Here is a 16,325-nt window from a genome sequence, read left to right as displayed (position 1 = left end):
TGCTTAAGCACAATCCAGTTGCTTGGCAGCGTAACATCAAACTACAAACGCCAAACCCCGAAAAACATGACTACAGAAAGAACATACACCGTGCCCACTATGGCCGATATGATGGCCGCTGGCGATGAGCCCGAAATTTTGTTTTGGGTGGGTTGCGCCGGATCATTCGATGATCGTTACAAGCGCGTTACGCTGGCCTTTGTGCGCATCCTGAACCATGTAGGCATTAAGTTCGCCGTGCTGGGGCCTGAAGAATCGTGCACCGGTGACCCGGCTCGTCGGGCAGGCAATGAGTTCCTGTTTCAGATGCTGGCCATTAGCAACATTCAGGTCCTCAACGGCTACAACGTGAAGAAGATCGTGACGGCTTGCCCGCATTGCTTCAACACGCTCAAGAATGAATATCCCGATCTGGGCGGTAACTACGAAGTCATTCACCACTCACAGTTTCTGCAGCAGCTTATCAACGAGGGGCGCGTAAAGGTGGAAGATGGGCAATCGTTCAAAGGCCGTAAAATCACATTTCACGATTCGTGTTACCTAGGCCGGGCCAATAAGGTCTACGAAGCCCCACGCGAAGTGCTGGCCGCGCTGGATGCCGATCTGGTAGAAATGAAGCGTGTGAAAGCAAACGGCCTCTGCTGCGGAGCCGGTGGCGCTCAGTATTTTAAAGAACCCGAGCCCGGTAAAAAAGATGTGAACGTTGAACGTACCCAGGAGGCTCTCGCTACCGGTGCCGACACCATCGCTGTAGCATGCCCGTTCTGCATGACCATGATGAGCGACGGCGTAAAAAACCAGAATCGCGAAGACTCCGTGAAGGTCTACGACATTTCGGAACTGATCGCGCAAGGGCAGGGGTTGTAAGATTTTGGATTTACGAGTTGGGGAGTTGTTTTGCTGTCTTATCCCGTAGCGAAGTCGATCTTAAATTGTAAATCCCAAATTCAACATTCATTTATGGTTATCTCTTTCGACCAAATAACGCCCGATGCCCGCCTGTGGGTGTACCAGGCAAACCGGGTGCTCACCGCCGACGAAATAACGGCCGTTGAAATGACGTTGCAGCCAGCACTGGCCAATTGGGCGGCGCATGGGCACCCGCTGCTGGCCGCAGCCCGGGTTGTCGACGGCCGGTTTCTACTCCTTGCAGTCGATGAAGGAGCGGGACTTCCCAGCGGCTGTTCCATCGACTCATCGGTGCATTCAGTGCAGGCCGCCGGGCAGGTATTGGGCATTGATTTTATGGACCGGTCGGTAACGTACCTCGCCGCTGACGGGTCAGTACAGAGTTTGCCTCTGGGTGATTTGAAGGCCGCTTTCGCCGAGGGCACGCTAACAGCCGATACACTCGTTTTTAATACACTGATAAAAACAAAAGCGGAATATTTGACCGCCTGGCACGTACCTGCTGCCCAAACCTGGCTGAAGCGGTACATCAAGCCAGTGTCTGCTTAATTTCATGAAGAACCCTTTTTTCTACGTATTACTAGCCGTTCTGGTTGTACTCGACGGCTGGTTGATGTCGCACCCTAACCTCCTCGGACGGGCCGGTATTTTTTTCTACGATTACAATTACCTGAAAACCTTTCCCCGTGCACTGGGCACTGTGGCTGCCGTTGTCGGCGTATCGATCCTGCTAACAGCGCTGATTGGCCGGGCAACCAAAACCATAGCAGTGCTGCTTCTGGCGGTGCTCCTTTCAGCAAGTGGCTACTGGTTGTTTATCAGCGCTATCCAGTTCAATGAGGGCGTTTATAAACTGACAGGGGCTGGCTTCCGGGCTGGCGCTATTTTGCTGCCGGGATTAATCATGCTGGTCGTGGGCAAGACGCTGTTCGACCGCATTTCAAAACGATCATGAACACTCCACTTTTTTCCCTGCAGGGTCAGCGTGCTCTTGTAACGGGTGCTACAAAAGGCATTGGCGAAGCCATTGTGCGGCAGTTTTTGCAGCTTGGTGCGGCTGTATTTGTAGTAGCCCGCGACAATGACCTGCTCCAGCAGCAACTCACTGAGTATCGTCAGCAAGGCTACGTGGTAGAAGGGCTGGCCGTTGACCTGAGCCAACCCGACGCCGCCCGCACCCTGGCCGACGCCGTGAAAGAAACGTGGGGAAGCGTGGGAATCCTGGTTAACAACGTGGGTACGAACATTCGTAAACCCACTGCCGATTATGCTGCCGACGAGTATGACTACGTGTTGAACACGAACATCCGCTCGGCCTACGAATTGACCCAGGCGGTGTATCCGCTGTTGAAAGCCACGGGGCAAAGCAGCATTGTCTTTGTGTCGTCGGTATCGGGACTAACCCATACCAGCAGCGGATCGCTCTACGGCATGACCAAGGCGGCCATGAATCAGCTCACGCGAAATTTGGCGGTAGAATGGGCACAGGACGGGATTCGGGTCAACGCGGTGGCGCCCTGGTACATCCGCACTCCGCTGGCCGCGCCGGTGCTCGACAACCCCGATAAATTGCAGGCTATTCTGGCTCGTACGCCCATGAATCGTGTTGGCGAACCGGAAGAGGTGGCCTCAGCCGTATCTTTCCTTAGCATGCCCGCCTCCAGCTACATCACCGGCCAGGTGGTCGCTATCGACGGCGGTATGCTGGCCAATGGGTATTAAAGCAGTTTGTTGTTTGACGTTTGTGGTTGCTCCGCTTGCTCAACCGCTGAAGGAGTGTATCGGTAGCAGCGCAACGTCAAACAGCAAACTAGTTTTATTTCGACGTTGCCATCACCATTTTGATGTTCAGCTTGGCACCCGTCTGCAGCACATCGACCAGGTCTTGAACGCTTAGCGTTTTGTCGAAACGCACCACGATTGTGGGTTCATCAATACCTGCCATTACCGTTTTCAGCTCTTCTTCTAACGATTCAGTAGCTACGGGCTGCTTATCAATAAAATACTGCTTGTTGGCATCGACCGAGAGCGTTACCTGCTTCTTGCTCAATTGCTGCGAGGCAGCGGCCTTTGGCAGTAACAGCTTGATAACGTTTGGGTTGGCTACTGTTGAGATGATCAGAAAGAACAGCAGCAGGAAAAACATAATGTCGTTCAACGACGACGTAGCCACCTCTGCGGCAAATTTTCGTTTTCGACGAAGCTTCATGTTGAAGAGCGTTTACTATTTGCAGTTCACCGTTTTCTGTTTCGCTGCTCAATCACCCTGTTGGCTGATCAGCGGATTCATAGAAAAAGATGAAACGCGAACTGAAGACTAGTTTACCGCGCCCGTGCTGTTTCGGTGGGCTTTTGGAGGACTTCCATAAATTCGAAGGCGTTCATCTCCAGCTTGAGCGTGAAGCGTTCGATCGCCATGTTCAACAGGTGATAGCCCGTGTAGGCAACTACCCCAACAATGAGGCCCGAACCCGACGTGATCATTTTCTCGTATAGACCACCGGCAATGATGCCCACGCTGATATTGTCCGATAGCGAAATGTCGTAAAAGATGCGGATGATACCGGAGATCGTACCGATGAAGCCGAGCATGGGAGCAATACCGGCAATGACACCCAGGTAGCCCAGGTTACGCTCCATCCGCGACAGCTCGATCTGCCCAACCGTTTCAATGGTGCTCTCGATTTCTTTGTTGGAAGCGACCCCTACCCGCCCAACAGCTTTCTCGAACACACGACCGATGGCCGTGCGCTGATTTTTGCAGAATGACTCCGCCGACTTCACGTTGCCCTGTAGCAGCATATCTTTTACGTTGTCAACAAATCCCTCGTCGACCTTACCTTGTTTGCTGATCAGAATCCACCGTTCAACAATCAGGTACAGGGTAGCAAAGAACAAGAAAGCGATAGGCACCATCACCCAACCGCCTTTAGCTACCAGATCGAACAGGCCAAGCGTTTGTGTAGTAGCGGCCGCCCCGTTGAGTGCACTGGCGGTGGTATCGGCCACAGCCGATGCGGAAGGAACCTGAAGTAGGATGGTCATAGACAGGAAGTAGCGGAAAATGTTGATCGTCGCAACGTTCAGCAAACACAACGCGCAACACAGTACGAATCGTATGCCAAAGATAACAAAGGCCATCACTGATTGCCGGTTCCAGTAGATAATAGAATGGCTTCTACCTTTGCACCCATGACGCTTTCATCCCTTTTTCGAGCCAACCGACCATTTTTTGTAACGTACCTGCTGCTAGTCTTTACTGTAGGCATACTGATGGTACTGTACACCAAAGAACAACTTATCCGGTTTGTCAATGACCACAACAGCCCCATCGGCGACGCACTCTTTCCGTATCTGACGTACTTGGGCGACGGTGGCTTTGTGCTCGTTGTCGGGGTATTGATTCTGGTGCTGAACCGCCGGGCAGGTTGGCTTATTCTGGCCAGCTTCGCCATTTCCGGCCTGATCAGCATGTTTCTAAAACTCGTCGTTTTTCCCGAGCGTCTGCGCCCTGTGCGCTATTTCGAGCACTCGAACTGGGAGTATCACCTGATTAAAGACCTGCACATCAACGAATACAACAGTTTTCCGTCGGGGCACACCACCTCGGCATTTGCCCTGTACAGCATGCTGGCGTTTTTGTGGCAGCGCAAAGCATGGGGCTGGCTCTGCGTGTTTGTGGGCGCAGTAGCCGGTTACTCGCGGGTATACCTATTCCAGCATTTTGTCGAAGACACATTTGCAGGCTCCTTGCTGGGTACGTTAACCTCGATTGCCGTTGTGCTGTATTACTCAAAACGGTTTGGCGAGCTACCCACATTGGGGAAATAAAGCTGTCGGTAACGTAAAAAGCGTACGTTTAATCAATTGTCTCTGTGCCAGTTAGCTCTTTTGTACTATTATGCAGCCACAATCAATCTATCTGCATATAAACGATGAGACAATTTTTAGTGACCCTAAGCCTGCTGCTGTTTTCGGCAATAGGTGCCAGAAGTCAGGATGTCTTAACCAATCAGGACATCATTTCCATGAATACCGCTAAAGTAGGCACCTCCCTGATTCAGGCTAAGATTAGCGGCAGCAAAGCGAATTTCGATCTATCACCAAAAGGCCTGATCGACCTCGAGAACGGTAAGATCTCCGATGCCATCGTTAAGGCGATGATGGCTAAATCAATAATGACCGACGTGATGACTAATGATGACGTTATCATGTTGAATAACGCCAACGTATCGAAGACGCTCATTACCGAGAAAATCCGTCGCGGAAAGAACAAATTCAATACGTCAGTCGACGGCCTCATTGCCCTGCGCGGCGCCAAAGTATCTGACGCGCTCATTAAGGAGATGATGGCCGCGCCAAAAAACTGATACACGACTGGCTAAGATTGAACGCAGCGGCTAGAGCCACTGCGTTTTTTTATGCCCATTGGTATACTCTATGAAACTACCGGAATTGTACAATAAAGGGAGTCAATAGCCTTCTTTGTCCGTGTGCGCATTAATATGTTGTAAATATCTGTTTTACAGTGTAAAATTTCGTACCTTTGCGGGAAAATTGCCTGTGTTTCTTTTGACAGTCTCGACAGTCATTGTGAAGTAGTGCAAGGTCTGGAAAGTTGCTAAGGCAACGAAAATGACTTTCCAGACTTTGCACTACTTCACAATGACTGTCGAGACCCAGGTAGTAACACGTTGAAAACATTGTATGCAATCCATCCGCAATATTGCGATTATCGCCCACGTTGACCACGGCAAAACTACGCTGGTCGACAAGATTATTCACGCGTCGAAACTCTTTCGCGAGAACCAGGAATTCCAGGACCTGATTCTAGATAGCAACGACCTGGAACGTGAGCGTGGCATTACCATTGTTTCGAAAAACGTATCGGTTCGTTACAAAGACGTTAAGATCAATATCATCGATACCCCAGGTCACAGTGACTTCGGCGGTGAAGTGGAGCGTGTACTGAAAATGGCCGACGGCGTTTGCCTGCTCGTCGATGCCTTTGAAGGTGCTATGCCCCAAACACGTTTTGTACTTGGCAAAGCCCTTCAGCTGGGCCTGAAGCCGATCGTTATCGTTAACAAGGTCGACAAAGAAAACTGCCGCCCCGACGAAGTACACGAACAGGTGTTTGACCTGATGTTCAACCTCGGCGCTACTGAAGATCAGCTTGATTTCCCAACCGTATATGGTTCGTCGAAACAAGGCTGGATGGGTCCGGATTGGAAAACACCAACCGACAATATCACGTACCTGCTCGATACGATCATTGCCACGATTCCTCCGGTACCCGTTAACGAAGGAACGCCACAGATGCAGATCACGTCACTCGACTATTCGGCCTTCGTTGGTCGGATCGCCATTGGCCGGGTGCACCGTGGTATCATGAAAGAAGGTGCCAACATGGCCCTGGTAAAAGCTGACGGAAGTGTGAAGCGGGTAAAGATCAAAGAACTCCAAACGTTCGAAGGTCTTGGCAAACAGAAAGTAACCGAAGTACAGTGCGGCGACATTTGCGCCATTACAGGTCTGGAAGATTTCGAAATTGGTGACACCATCACAGATATCGAAAATCCAGAAGCACTGGAGCGTATCTCGGTTGATGAACCTACGATGAACATGCTGTTCACGATCAACAACTCACCGTTCTTCGGTAAAGAGGGTAAGTTCGTAACATCACGTCACCTGCGCGAGCGTCTGTACAAAGAGATTGAGAAAAACCTCGCTCTGCGTGTAGAAGCAACCGACAGCGAAGACCGCTTCCTGGTTTATGGTCGGGGGATTCTTCACCTTTCGGTCCTGATTGAAACGATGCGTCGCGAAGGCTACGAACTGCAGGTTGGTCAGCCTCAGGTGTTGTACAAAGAAGATGAGAACGGCCAGAAACTGGAACCGATCGAAACCCTTGTTGTCGACGTACCCGAAGAGACGGCCGGTAAAGTAATTGAACTGGCTACGCAACGGAAAGGCGAACTGCTGATTATGGAACCGAAAGGTGACCTGCAGCACCTTGAGTTCGACATTCCATCACGTGGTCTGATCGGTTTGCGCTCGAACGTGCTGACGGCTACCTTCGGTGAAGCCGTTATGTCGCACCGGTTTAAGGAGTATCAGCCATTCAAAGGTCCAATCCAAGAGCGTATCAACGGATCACTGATCTCGATGACGTCTGGTCAGGCAACGGCCTACTCGATTGATAAATTGCAGGATCGTGGCGTGTTCTTCGTCGATCCGGGTGAAGAAATCTACGCGGGTCAGGTAATCGGCGAGCACAACCGTCAGAATGACATCGTAGTAAACGTGCAGACAGCCAAGCAGTTGACTAACATGCGCGCCTCTGGTTCAGACAACAACGTCCGGATCGTTCCGAAGATTACTTTCTCACTGGAAGAGTCGATGGAATACATCCAGAAAGATGAATATCTGGAAGTAACGCCCAAGTCGATGCGTATTCGTAAGATCTACCTCGACGAAAACGAGCGGAAACGGAACGCCAACAAGTTCGCTATGGCGTAAACGAACAATAGCTTAGAGCAAGGGGCTTAAGGCGAAGGGATGAGGGGGTAGTACCCCAGTCCCAACGCCCTAAGCCCCTTGCTTTTTTAAAAGCTCATTCCCAATCGAACCGCCAGCCGATTATATACCCGGCTTTCGTCGCGGCGAATATCATTCCATTGTAGCGGTTTCGCAGCTTCGACGTTCTGACGTTTGTAGCTGACCGTCAGCAAAAAAGCACCCTTATCGGGCTTACCGAACCGAAGCCCAAGGCCAGGGTTAAGCATTAAACCGCCGCGGGTAAGTTCATTACCCGATGTCGCTTTGTTGAGCCAGGTAAGGCCGTAGCCTACATCGGCCGACACAAATACCCGTACGTTCTTATCATTGGGTTGAGCCAGGTCGTACCGTACCCCCGCGCCTACCGGCAACAGTAACGCCCCGGAATACCAATCGATACCCACCACGCCGCCAGCCGCCAGCCGTGGACGTACCTGCACGCCGTTGAACGTCTGAAGCGTCAGACTCACTCTATTTTCAAGGACCTCATCGGGCGAACCCACCCAGGCGGGGTACGATACCCGGCCAAACAAGCCACCCACTTCCGTATAATTCACATATGGATAGACGCGCTTCGTCAATGGCGACCCCGCGACAGGCAACTGAGCGTGGGTACGTTGGCTGCAGGTCAGCACTAGTAGGAGCAGCCAGTAAAGTATATAATTTGGTTTCATGAGGACAGAGCAATTTGATTCGGTTTTACCCCTAACCAACTAAAGGGGGTTGGGGGGTAAAACCGAAAACCAATCTAGCTAAAATCAGGGCGGCTAACAGGAATTTTGCTCAGCAGACGCAGGCGACTTGGGTTGGTGTAGTCGAACTGAAAGAAGCCGTCTTTACCGATCAGCAACAGTGTTTTCTGCCCTGACACTCCACCCATCGGAATCACGTCGTATGCCTGAAGATCTTCCATGTATTGCAGCAGGTTCTTATCCACCTGCATCGGATCGCTCACGTTGAATGACTTAAGGCCGTACGCACCTTCGCAGATGAACAAGTTCGGGAAATCAACCCCCAGTCCATGTGGGTTCCGCATTGGGTAGCTTTTCATCAGCTTCGGGCTGCTTAGATTCGATATATCAACCACATCGAGTTGGTTATTGAATCCCTGACATGTCGTGCCCGATCGAAGTGTCACGTAGGCCGTATTGTCATTTACCACCACCGGGTCGCACACACGGGCGTGCTGGAATACCGACAACTGCTTCGGTTGAGCGGGATTTGCATTATCGTAAATGAGCATCCCCGTTTGCGAGCCAATGAAGAGCTTGTCTTTGTAGGGGAAGATCGTTTCAATACCCCAGCCCATGTTGATTGTGTTGCTCAATGCAGGTTTCTCAGGCTGCTGCACGTTGAACAGCTTCATGTCTGACGACGAAACAGCGTAGAGAAATTTGTCATAAAGCGCAAAACGGGCCATTGAACCAGATGTCCCGCTACCGCTCCCTCCGCCCGACGACGCTTTGCTGTCGGACGAAGCCAGCGCAAACTGAACCCCACCCCACCAACCGCCAGCTGTTGCCGGTGATGCTTCACAGTTGGTTTTAACAGTTTGCTTCATATAGTCAACCCGCTGATCCTGAATCAGACTATTGCTATTTGTAGGCGAGTAATACCACCAGCCGCCGTCGAACTGGCCCTGCGTGAACACATTTTGCGTCCGCGCCACTTCATGGATATCGGCCAGATTACTGATATCGAGCGTAACCAGATCCATGTAGCTATCGGCGTAGAGGAAGTTACCGCGTACGGCTATATCCCCATTACCGGGGATGTTGACAAACGCAACCGATTTGGGCTCAGACGGATTGCGGTTGTCGATGATGTGAATCCCCATTTTCAACTCGTTGATAAACAGGTAGCCATCCTTCGTGTAAATCTTACCGGGATTAATCAGTCCACGGGCAGGAGCCACATTCAGGCCCATACGTACCTGAGCGGTCGTAAGCGACACGGGCGTATACTGCCGAAACACGCGTGTTTCGGTACATTGGTCGGTGCAGGCCATGTCGATCAGCGTCAGGGGGGCCAGCAGCAGTACGTAAAGTAGTCGTTTCATAAAGTCAATATGTTAAGGAATGTTAAGCGCATGACCCAGCCCCATTCAACATGGTTGTAACGACGCAAAAAAAATCGCCCGGCAGCAAAACCACCGGGCGATCGAGTCCTACACAAAATATCATTATGGCTTTTACATTCTTTCCGTCTCCATTGATTTCACCCAACGGAGAATTAACTTATTGTTGTTCTTACTGTCGCTTATAAACCAGCACGCCGGGCGAAGTTCCACCGTAGCTGAGTCGAAGCTGGTTAGTCCCAGCCAGTTCTGCTTTGTTTACAGCTTGTAACCGGGCGAAGTAGTCATTCTCAAACTGCATGGCTGCCGGTAGGCCAGCTATCTTGGTTGATCCGAGGCCACTCACCGAACCCGTTCCGGTTGGTCCCGACTCGATAGAAGGACGTATGCTAAACGAGCCCGTAGCGAAGTATTGATTAACCGACGATTGGCCTGTTAACTGCACTCCATAATGTTCGATAAACGACGAACCTACGTCTGTAATCTGGAGCGTGATTCTATACGGGGAAGCAGGCTCGATCAACAGCCAGTTACCGGCCATGTCGCTAGCTGATGCCACGGAGGTAATCTCGTTTTTTTTCGAAGAACACCCAGCTGTAAGCAACAGCAGACCGATCCACAGGAAAGTCAGTACGAATACGGGCAAGCGTGTATGTTTCATAACCTTAACACAGAGATGTGTACTAAAAATGACGATCAACACTAAAGCTCAATCCTACCTGCTGTGGCTGTGCCTGTAGGCTTACGTCACTGCGCGTCAATGATTGCAGACTTTGCTGGAATGTACCTGCCACCGACGCTGACCAAATATGGTCGGGCCGATACCGAAGCCGCATACCCGCCGTGCCTGCCAGCGTAACGGGGCGATACACGCCGTCGCCAGCCTTTACCGTAATGGCATCTGCTACCGTATTGCGCACAAACCAGTTCGAAACCATACCCGTCAGTAATGCTAACCCGAATTTGCGCCGAGGCCGAAGTTCATAGCCTACCTGTAGGGGTACCTGCACGAACTGATACGAGTTACTTACGGCCTGCTGCTGTACGGCCGTGTAATTATTGGCCTGATTAGCTAACGTGTAGTCATACATCTTATCGGCCGATGTATTCGCCGACGTTGCATTGTACTGGTTGGCCAGACGAGCCACCAGATCGACGTACAGGTTATCTGAACCGGCTGACCTGATAGCCGATGTCAATGATGAAATTCGCGATGGACTCTGAATCTCATTCTGGCTACTGAGGTAACCCACTCCCGTCTCAACCGACCAGCGCTCGCCCAGCGTTATACCAATCCCCGCCTGAAAAGCCACCGACCGGCCAACCTGACTCTGCAAGCTGGCTGGTGATCCGAGCGCAGCATTCATATTTCCTGAAGAGAAAGCAGGTTGTGCCGTGACTGCCGCCGTGCTGAGGGTTGGCCGAACAGCCACAGCCGGGCTAAAGGCCGAAGCCGCTACCCCCGCCGATAACCAGGGACGCTGACGCTGTTTTTTCGAGGTCGTCGATGCAGGTGCGGCCGTGACATCAGCGTCAGCTACCAACTCGGTGCTTTGCTGACGAGCGCCTGAGGGTGATGCTGCAAGCGGAGCACCAACCAGGGCCGTTCGCTCCGGCACAGCGCCTGTCAGTGCCGACCGGTCAGGCGTAGGCAAGCCAGGCTGTGCAGCCTGCTGAAACGCATTGGGCGGAAGTTGCCCTCCCTGTATTTGCATTGGTAATGACTGCCGACTAAAACCAGCTATGGCCCCGGAGAAGCCAGAAGTACCCTGCGTTTGCACCGTTACCGACCGCCGGGTAAACGACTGCGCACCAGCCGGTTGCTGACTAAACGATTGTGTTGTCACAGAGTACGTTACAACCGAACGAGACAGCGCCGACGAAGGATCAGGGCTGGTCATACCTGACTGAATAGACTGTGGCCCGTTCATCAAATGCAGGGTTGAGGTAGTTGCTTCGGTGAAGATCAACGTACCGTTGTTTACTTCCTGAATCTGGCTTAAAGCGGTGCTAACCGCCTGCTGATTGAACAGGGGTGGCGCATCGGCCTGCGGAACAGACTTGCCGGCAACCGCCAGCGCCTGATCACCCAGGTACGTACCCGGAAGCGTTGTTTCCCGGTTGGCATCTTGTCCAGAGTGCATTCGGCGTCGGGCTACCGTTGGTATTTCGGCAAGGCGGGGGATTGGCTGCGTATGTACGTTCGTTGCCTCCGCACTCGCAACGACGGGTCCAGTCGGCAGTAATGCATCTGGCTCGCGTGTTTCCTGCGATTTGGCGGCTATTGCTACAGCCACATCGGGCCGAATGGCATCTTCGCGATGCCACGCCCACCAACCCAAGGCTGTCAGCATGAGAGAGGCAGCGATACCCGCCGCCCAACGGCCAAACAGCATCGACTGCCGCCCTTCCCGGTGTTGCCAAAGGGGCAATATGCCGTCAGACTCATCGAGGTCTAACTGCCGTTCCACACCTTCCCAAACCCGGGGGGGCGGTGTGTCGAAAGCATCGTCGAAAGCCCGCTGCCAGTACGGGTCGGGCGTGCCGCCGGGTTGCGGGAAAAGATCGTCAGAACGATTCATTGCGAATGGACTGGTCGTCCGTTAATTTTTGTTGTAACAGGCCTCTGGCCCGAAAAAACTGTGATTTCGATGTTCCCTCCGAGATGCCGAGCAACGCGGCAATTTCGGGATGGGTATACCCTTCTATGGCGTACAGATTAAATACCGTGCGGCAGCCCGTAGGGAGTTCCTGTACGAGGTTTAGCAGATACTGGTAATTCAGGCTGGGCAGGCTTTCGTCGGCTTGCGGTAACAAATTCGCCAGTTCATCAACGTCGGTCATGTGCTCGAAAGGCTTATTCTTGCGCAGGTGCTTCAGCGCCGTGTTGATAGCCACCCGCTTTAGCCAGGCCTCCAGCGGGCACTCAAACCGGAACTGATCGATGTGCCGGAATACTTTCACAAACGAATCCTGCAACACGTCGGCAGCTTCGTCAGGGTCTTTGATGTAGCGTTTACAGACAGCAAACAACTTTCCGGCAAACCGCTCATAAAGCAGTCGCTGCGAGAGTCGGTCCTGTTGCCGACAGCCATCAACTAGGGTTCGTTCGTCCGGCATCATACGTTGGTGACTCAAAGACTCACCCCAACCAAAAAGGGTTGTAACGGATATAAAAAAAGTTGCTAATCATCGTTTAGTAAGTATAGTTGCCTGTTGTAATCCCGTATATTTCCTACCGCACAACAACCAATTACGTTACAGGCTAAACTTACTTATGCTAGTCAAAAAAACGTCCCCACAGATTGCATTAGCCATAGGCCTATTAGTTGAATTGGCTAGCATTACTCATATGCAGGCCCAGAATACTATAGAGGTGCAGAACAGTTTAGGTACCCTGTCGAGAGTAGCCACTACGCTCCGGCCATTTAATTTCGGTACGGTTAGCGTTAAAGGCAGCCCCTTTATTATGCCCGGCTGGACACGAGGCGAGGTAACCTTGCAATCGGGCAGGAAACTTACTACCGGGCACTTCAATTATGACGCTCTTGAGCGGCAGGTAACCGTAAAAACCTCCGCCCGTGATTCGGTACGTTATCAGGGAACAGACGTGAGCCAACTGTTATTGCAGCCATCGGCCAACCATGAGCCTATCATCTTCGAGCACCTATCCAATTTAATTACCGACGATGCTGCCTTAAAAGACGAATTGGTGCGGATCATTCATCGAGGAACGTACCTGCTCGTGCAGTTGCCCGTCAAAAAATTCTTAAAAACTTCCGCCAGCCAAACATATGGTGGCGATGCCAGAGTAGGTGACGAATATTACGACGCGTCAGTCTATTACCTAGTTCGGCCTGACCACACTGCCGAGCAGGTAAAGCTGAACCGAAGATCACTGGTTCGCGCCCTGAAAGAAAAAGGCCCCGCCTTGGAAGACTTCCTGAAAACAAACAACATCGACCTTGCCGATGAGTTAGACATTGCCAAAGCACTGGCCTCGCTCGATCAGAAATAATAACTTCATGAATCGACTTATTCGCCTTGCCTTGTGGGCTTTACTGGTAGTAGGGTTACTGGCCGTTTGGGAACAGGTACGTAGTGCTTCCTGGCTAGCCCGGTTCACGCGGCAGCCCGACCAGACTACCCATAGTGTGGTGCTCGAACGGGTGGTGGCATTGGGCAAACTTGAACTGGTGCGGTACACATTTAAAGACATTGTTGAACACGAACAGGCCAATATGCTGCTGCCCAATTCGCGCGCGGTACTCATTATAGAAGGCGAGGCCGTAGGCTGCGTTGACCTGACAAAACTGAAACCTGATGACATTACGACGAACGGCGACTCACTGGTCGTGCAGTTGCCAGCCCCCGAACTCTGTACCTGGAAGATAAACCACGACCGATCGCGGGTATACGATACCAACTACACCTTTTTGAACGAGGCGCAGCTAGTTAGTGATGCCTACCGACAGGCCGAGCGTCAGGTACGTGCCTCGGCCATGCAGAGTGGTATTCTGGACCAAACCCGCCGCAATGCCATAACGCTGCTCCAGCCTATGCTAATCCAGCTGACCGGCAGGCCTGTGAGCATTAGGGTAACCAATTAGCCAGTAATCAATCGAACTCCTGACATCCTTACCAACATCCTTTCACGCATGAAAAAGCTAGTAGCGTTTACCTTATTTACCCTCCCGTTCCTTGGGTTTATCTCCCTGCACCCAAAAAAGGCCGAGCCTAAGCAGGCGTACTACTACTTCTGCCTGTCGCGGGAGGTGCTTACCAACGAGGAGTCGACAGCGAAACGGCAACTTTTGTACACCGACATTCGGGAGGTAACGGCCGACGAAACCGATATTCGTCGGCTGGCAAATCAATTCGCCAACTACGTGAAGGCTGGTTGTAAGCCCGGCAACGACCTATGCACTAGCGATCTGAACTGTTATACAAGCATACAGGAAGCCGAAAAACGACAGAAAGGATTACTAACCAGTTTTAACTCGACCGGCAAATACGACCTGAAGAAAATCGACGTCAAACTCGACTAGGTCCCATAAATGCAGTCTGCTTATGGACATCCCAAACTCATGATCCAAAACCATGAATTTGGGATTTCCAGCGTCAGGGAGCCCGTCAAATCAGCGATACTCAGCGACACCATAGGTTACGTAACAATTTGGTAGACAACGTGTTTAGTAATTTTCAGCTAACAAACTAACTAGTTGGCTACCTACACAACAGGTTAGGGAAACCCTGTTGCTAATTATTTACTGACCAAGCAACTGCGTACCATTCTTTGCCGTATTCTTGTGATTACCAGAACACAACGCCCATGAAAACGAAGACCATTGCCCGCAACAGCCTCTTGATCGCCGAACCTTTTCTAGGCGACGATAACTTCAAACGGAGCGTGGTGGTGGTCTGTGAACATACCGCCGACGACGGCACCTTTGGACTGATTTTGAACCAGGGAACCACGTTGCATGTCAGCGATGTGATCGACGATATTTATGCCGATATTCCATTGTATGTGGGCGGCCCCGTTCAACCCGATACCCTCCACTACATTCACCGACGCCCCGACCTCATCGACGGGTCGATTCCGCTGGGCGAAGGCCTGTACTGGAGCGGTAATTTCGAGCAGGTAAAGCAGGCACTCAATATCGGCACCCTGACCGAAGCCGATGCCCGTTTTTTTATTGGTTATTCGGGCTGGGAGTCGGGGCAGTTGACCAAAGAGCTGGACGAAAAGACCTGGATCATCTCACAGACCGACGCCGACTTCCTGTTCGATACGCCCGCCGACCAGTTGTGGCGCGATATTTTAAAACGGATGGGGGGCCAATATAAAGCCCTCTCCAACTACCCGGTAGACCCCCGACTTAATTAACACAGGCAGAGCGGGTCAACGACCGGTGGGCAAGTGGCACTGCAGGGTTCATCATGGACGTTCGCCAGGGACATTCGTCGTAGTTATTAACCTTTTTTCACCAACTTTGCTGTACCGTATGCCAACGTCCGGCGTTATGGAAGGGTCTGCTAAGTGTAGATCCCTATCTTTTTTCTCTTCATAATGCGTCTCCATCAGCTTTTTGCCTGCGTTGTGGGTTTGGCATTGCCGCTCAGCACCCTGGCCCAGACCGTTTCCGATTCTCTCTCAGCCACGCCCGTTACACAGGACGTACCCACACCCGGCACTTCTAAGCGATCACAGTATGCGCCCGGCGGATACGGCCCCAGCGCTTTGCTCAACAGTGGTCATTTCGGCATCAAAGTGGGTCCATCACTCACCAGTGCTCCCATCTCAGGTATATCGCCAAATATTCCAAAGCAGAAGATGGATTTTCATCTAGGCGTGATGTATCGGTATCGGTTCACAAAATTCGTGATTCAGCCCGAACTGCTTTATCAGCTAAAAGGCGGGACGTACCAGCAGTTTCAGATCGGATCAACGAACCGGATTACGACCGAGAACAACTTCAATTACGTCAGTTTGCCCATCATGTTTGGTTACATGCCAACCGAGGGGCTGACATTCCAGGCGGGTCCCGAGTTCAGTTGGGCCATCGATACCCCGAACGGTCCTAAATCGAACCGCGATCTGGGCATTGCGCTGGGCATCCACTACGATTTTCTGGATATGCTCGACAAGTTCAGTCTGAACATCCGCTACGTGTATGGTGTGACCAAGATTCCGGAAACAGTTAACAGTACGCTCCAGAACCGTGCCTTCCAGGTATCGCTCGTTTACAACTTCTACAAGAAATAAGTTAAGCGC

Annotated in this window: 19 protein-coding genes; 12 read left to right on the top strand and 7 right to left on the bottom strand. The window is 51.8% G+C overall.

The window, feature by feature from the left end; genetic code table 11:
- The first annotated feature begins 66 nt into the window (after nucleotides 1-66).
- The 4 genes from F7231_RS15695 to F7231_RS15680 all read left to right on the top strand — a co-directional run bounded on the left by F7231_RS15695 (nucleotide 67) and on the right by F7231_RS15680 (nucleotide 2,631).
- Nucleotides 67-867 carry a (Fe-S)-binding protein gene (locus tag F7231_RS15695; RefSeq protein WP_166692562.1) on the top strand — a complete coding sequence of 267 codons (801 nt, stop codon included), beginning with the start codon at nucleotides 67-69 and terminating at the stop codon, nucleotides 865-867.
- 93 nt (nucleotides 868-960) lie between these two features.
- On the top strand, nucleotides 961-1,458 hold the full coding sequence (locus tag F7231_RS15690; protein WP_166692561.1) for a hypothetical protein: 498 nt from the start codon (nucleotides 961-963) through the stop codon (nucleotides 1,456-1,458).
- Between the two features lie 4 nt (nucleotides 1,459-1,462).
- Nucleotides 1,463-1,864: a hypothetical protein gene (locus tag F7231_RS15685; RefSeq protein WP_085411263.1), complete on the top strand. Its 402-nt coding sequence runs from the start codon at nucleotides 1,463-1,465 to the stop codon at nucleotides 1,862-1,864.
- Complete coding sequence (locus F7231_RS15680; protein WP_085411264.1) at nucleotides 1,861-2,631, top strand: SDR family oxidoreductase; 771 nt, start codon at nucleotides 1,861-1,863, stop codon at nucleotides 2,629-2,631. Before F7231_RS15685 ends, F7231_RS15680 begins: the two co-directional genes overlap by 4 nt.
- Nucleotides 2,632-2,725: 94 nt before the next feature.
- Here the strand turns inward: F7231_RS15680 and F7231_RS15675 are convergent, their stop codons facing one another.
- Together F7231_RS15675 and F7231_RS15670 are read right to left on the bottom strand one after the other, a co-directional pair.
- On the bottom strand, nucleotides 2,726-3,118 hold the full coding sequence (locus F7231_RS15675; protein ID WP_085411265.1) for an ExbD/TolR family protein: 393 nt from the start codon (nucleotides 3,116-3,118) through the stop codon (nucleotides 2,726-2,728).
- Nucleotides 3,119-3,231: 113 nt separating this feature from the next.
- The gene (locus tag F7231_RS15670; protein WP_085411266.1) at nucleotides 3,232-3,954 is read right to left on the bottom strand and encodes a MotA/TolQ/ExbB proton channel family protein; all 723 of its coding nucleotides are present in this window, start codon (nucleotides 3,952-3,954) and stop codon (nucleotides 3,232-3,234) included.
- A gap of 147 nt (nucleotides 3,955-4,101) precedes the next feature.
- Between F7231_RS15670 and F7231_RS15665 the strand changes: the two genes are divergently transcribed.
- From F7231_RS15665 to typA, 3 genes are all read left to right on the top strand, one after another.
- Nucleotides 4,102-4,740 carry a phosphatase PAP2 family protein gene (locus F7231_RS15665; protein ID WP_085411267.1) on the top strand — a complete coding sequence of 213 codons (639 nt, stop codon included), beginning with the start codon at nucleotides 4,102-4,104 and terminating at the stop codon, nucleotides 4,738-4,740.
- A gap of 104 nt (nucleotides 4,741-4,844) precedes the next feature.
- Nucleotides 4,845-5,279: a hypothetical protein gene (locus tag F7231_RS15660; protein ID WP_166692560.1), complete on the top strand. Its 435-nt coding sequence runs from the start codon at nucleotides 4,845-4,847 to the stop codon at nucleotides 5,277-5,279.
- 337 nt (nucleotides 5,280-5,616) lie between these two features.
- Complete coding sequence (gene typA / locus F7231_RS15655; RefSeq protein ID WP_085411269.1) at nucleotides 5,617-7,431, top strand: translational GTPase TypA; 1,815 nt, start codon at nucleotides 5,617-5,619, stop codon at nucleotides 7,429-7,431.
- A gap of 86 nt (nucleotides 7,432-7,517) precedes the next feature.
- Here the strand turns inward: typA and F7231_RS15650 are convergent, their stop codons facing one another.
- From F7231_RS15650 to F7231_RS15630, 5 genes are all read right to left on the bottom strand, one after another.
- The gene (locus F7231_RS15650; RefSeq protein WP_229369988.1) at nucleotides 7,518-8,144 is read right to left on the bottom strand and encodes a hypothetical protein; all 627 of its coding nucleotides are present in this window, start codon (nucleotides 8,142-8,144) and stop codon (nucleotides 7,518-7,520) included.
- 74 nt (nucleotides 8,145-8,218) lie between these two features.
- Nucleotides 8,219-9,529 carry an LVIVD repeat-containing protein gene (locus F7231_RS15645; RefSeq protein ID WP_166692559.1) on the bottom strand — a complete coding sequence of 437 codons (1,311 nt, stop codon included), beginning with the start codon at nucleotides 9,527-9,529 and terminating at the stop codon, nucleotides 8,219-8,221.
- Between the two features lie 190 nt (nucleotides 9,530-9,719).
- Complete coding sequence (locus F7231_RS15640; protein ID WP_085411271.1) at nucleotides 9,720-10,208, bottom strand: META domain-containing protein; 489 nt, start codon at nucleotides 10,206-10,208, stop codon at nucleotides 9,720-9,722.
- A gap of 22 nt (nucleotides 10,209-10,230) precedes the next feature.
- Nucleotides 10,231-12,129: a hypothetical protein gene (locus F7231_RS15635; RefSeq protein ID WP_166692558.1), complete on the bottom strand. Its 1,899-nt coding sequence runs from the start codon at nucleotides 12,127-12,129 to the stop codon at nucleotides 10,231-10,233.
- Entirely contained in the window at nucleotides 12,116-12,667 is a 552-nt protein-coding gene (locus tag F7231_RS15630) for an RNA polymerase sigma factor (RefSeq protein ID WP_085415010.1), read from the bottom strand. Before F7231_RS15630 ends, F7231_RS15635 begins: the two co-directional genes overlap by 14 nt.
- 232 nt (nucleotides 12,668-12,899) lie before the next feature.
- Here F7231_RS15630 and F7231_RS15625 point away from each other — a divergent pair, with 232 nt between their 5' ends.
- From F7231_RS15625 to F7231_RS15605, 5 genes are all read left to right on the top strand, one after another.
- Nucleotides 12,900-13,565, top strand: a complete 666-nt coding sequence (locus tag F7231_RS15625; protein ID WP_166692556.1) for a hypothetical protein — start codon at nucleotides 12,900-12,902, stop codon at nucleotides 13,563-13,565.
- A 7-nt stretch (nucleotides 13,566-13,572) separates the two neighbouring features.
- The gene (locus tag F7231_RS15620; RefSeq protein ID WP_166692555.1) at nucleotides 13,573-14,157 is read left to right on the top strand and encodes a DUF4230 domain-containing protein; all 585 of its coding nucleotides are present in this window, start codon (nucleotides 13,573-13,575) and stop codon (nucleotides 14,155-14,157) included.
- A gap of 48 nt (nucleotides 14,158-14,205) precedes the next feature.
- Complete coding sequence (locus tag F7231_RS15615) at nucleotides 14,206-14,595, top strand: hypothetical protein (RefSeq protein ID WP_166692554.1); 390 nt, start codon at nucleotides 14,206-14,208, stop codon at nucleotides 14,593-14,595.
- Between the two features lie 284 nt (nucleotides 14,596-14,879).
- Nucleotides 14,880-15,437, top strand: coding sequence for a YqgE/AlgH family protein (locus F7231_RS15610; RefSeq protein ID WP_085411276.1), 558 nt, complete (start codon nucleotides 14,880-14,882; stop codon nucleotides 15,435-15,437).
- Nucleotides 15,438-15,620: 183 nt separating this feature from the next.
- Nucleotides 15,621-16,316, top strand: a complete 696-nt coding sequence (locus tag F7231_RS15605) for a porin family protein (RefSeq protein WP_166692553.1) — start codon at nucleotides 15,621-15,623, stop codon at nucleotides 16,314-16,316.
- Nucleotides 16,317-16,325: the final 9 nt, after the last annotated feature.

Origin of the sequence: Fibrivirga algicola, from assembly GCF_011742925.1 — a bacterium.
GTDB classification, from domain to species: domain Bacteria; phylum Bacteroidota; class Bacteroidia; order Cytophagales; family Spirosomataceae; genus Fibrella; species Fibrella algicola.
Note: the sequence above shows the minus strand (reverse complement) of the source record. Positions and strands in the feature narration are given on the sequence as shown.